This window comes from Arenibaculum sp. (assembly GCF_035998295.1).
Classification (GTDB): domain Bacteria; phylum Pseudomonadota; class Alphaproteobacteria; order Azospirillales; family Azospirillaceae; genus DASYHS01.
Genome location: NZ_DASYHS010000111.1, coordinates 1 through 2,110, shown reverse-complemented (window position 1 = coordinate 2,110; position 2,110 = coordinate 1). Strand labels below are relative to the sequence as shown.

General features: G+C 73.8%; 3 protein-coding genes. 2 read left to right on the top strand and 1 reads right to left on the bottom strand.

Annotated features, from left to right (window positions below; translation table 11 throughout):
- Positions 1–571 (bottom strand): hypothetical protein (locus VGO20_RS11655; protein ID WP_327502515.1); only part of this gene is annotated, 571 nt, incomplete at its 3' end.
- 121 nt (positions 572–692) lie between these two features.
- On the opposite strand from VGO20_RS11655, the gene VGO20_RS11650 reads away from it, so the two are divergent.
- A complete protein-coding gene (locus tag VGO20_RS11650) occupies positions 693–1,469 on the top strand; it encodes a DUF899 domain-containing protein (RefSeq protein WP_327502514.1) in 777 nt (258 codons plus the stop codon).
- Positions 1,470–1,488: 19 nt separating this feature from the next.
- Positions 1,489–2,110, top strand: a 622-nt coding sequence (locus tag VGO20_RS11645) for a DUF2182 domain-containing protein (RefSeq protein ID WP_327502513.1), incomplete at its 3' end; no start/stop codon positions are given.

Here is a 2,110-nt window from a genome sequence, read left to right as displayed (position 1 = left end):
CGCTCTCGACCTCTGCCGTCAGTGCCGGGATGTCCGCCTCGCGCGCGGCGTGCGCTGCCCGGGCGAGGGCCGCGCGCGCGGCCTGCGTGCGCAGGCGCCGGATCGCGATGCCCGCGACCGCCAGCTCGTGCGCGACCCTGGAGGCGGGAGGGAACGGCGCGGGGTCGAGGGCGGCCAGCATGCGCTCGGCCTCGTCGAGGCGGCCGACCAGAACGAGGCGCCGGACCTCGAGCATGCGCGCATGCGCGGCGTTCACGAGGTCGCCATGCGCCTCAAGGGTCGCGCGCGCCGCGTCGAGCGCCTTCGCGGGCCAGCCCAGGTCCCGCGAGACGAGGGCGATCTCGGCCTCGGCGACGACGCACCGCGCGCGGGCCACCGCCTCCTTCGGGCCGAAGGCGCGCGCGGCACGGCGCAGGAGGGCCTTCGCGCGGACGAGGTCGCCGAGCTGCGCCATCGCGATGCCCCGCAGCGCCAGCGCGGCCGCGTCCTCGCGCAGCGCGACCCGCTTCAGGGCGCCGAGGGGGTCGCCCGTCGCGAGCGCGCGCGCCGCGGCCGTGATCAGCGAGTCCATCGCAATCCCGCCACCGTTGTAACTCCCCCCGTTTCGACGTCCGAGGCTAAGTGTATCGCGGGACCGGCGGCCACCGGAAAGATCGGACGCCGACGGACGCCAGCAAGGAGGGAGAAGAACGATGACGAGCCACAGGACCGGAACGCGCGAGGAGTGGATGGCGACGCGGATCGAGCTGCTCGAGGCCGAGAAGGATCTGACGCGGCGCAGCGACGAGCTGGCCCGGCGGCGGCAGGAGCAGCCATGGGTGCGGATCGACAAGGAATACCGGTTCGAGACCGAAGAGGGGAGCGCCACGCTGGCGGCCCTGTTCCAGGGGCGCTCGCAGCTCCTCGTCTATCACTTCATGTTCGGACCCGACTACACGGCGGGCTGTCCCTCCTGCTCGATGATCGCGGACGGCTTCAACGGGTCCGTCGTCCACCTCGCGAACCACGATGTCACGCTGGCGGCGGTGTCGCGGGCGCCGCTGGAGAAGCTGCAGGCGTACAGGCGGCGCATGGGCTGGAGCTTTCCCTGGGCGTCCTCGCCCGACGGCGACTTCTGCTTCGACTTCAATGTCTGGTTCACCGAGGAGCAGCAGCGCGAGGGGGACGTCGACTACAACTACCGCCGCGAGGCGCGGTTCGAGTGGCGGAGCGGCCAGGAGGGCGGCGGGGCCGGAGCAGAGGACGCGTTCGCGGCCATGTGCGGGACCGACGCGGCCACCTACCATCGCGACAGGCCGGGCATGAGCGCGTTCGTGCTCGAGGACGGCGCCGTCTACCACACCTATTCCGCCTACGCGCGCGGGCTGGACGGGTTGTGGGGCGCGTACCAGTGGCTCGACCGCGCGCCCAGGGGCCGCAACGAGACGGGCGTCTGGTGGCGCCGCCGCGACGAGTACGGCGCGCGCTGAGGAACGGGGGACCTTCGATATGGTTTCCGGGCGAGCCTCCGACGGAGCCTTCCTCGCCGTCTCCGCGGTTCTGTTCGCCGCCGGCGCGGCGGTGACCGTCGCCTGGTGCACGTCCATGTCGGCGATGGGCGGGATGCCGATGCCCGGCGGCTGGACGATGTCGATGGCGTGGATGCGGATGCCCGGGCAGACCTGGCCCGGCGCCGCGGCCTCGTTCCTCGGCATGTGGGTCGCGATGACCGCGGCGATGATGCTGCCGTCCCTGGTGCCGATGTTGCGGCGCTACCGCCGGGCGGTCGGGCGGGCGGTCGGCCGGGCGGACGGGGCGCACCTCGGCCGGCTGACCGCGCTGGCGGGCGCGGGGTACTTCCTCGTGTGGGCCGTGGCGGGAATGGCCGTCTTCGCGCTGGGCGTAGCCCTGGCGGCGGCGGAGATGCGGCATCCGGCGCTGGCGCGCGCCGTCCCCGCCGCATCCGGCCTGGTCGTGCTGGCCGCCGGCACGCTCCAGTTCACGGCGTGGAAGGCGCGCCACCTCGCCTGCTGCCGGGAGATGCCGGGGCGCGGCCATGCCCTGGCGGCCGACGCGGGCACGGCATGGCGGCACGGGCTGCGCCTGGGCCTCCATTGCTGTTGCTGCTGCG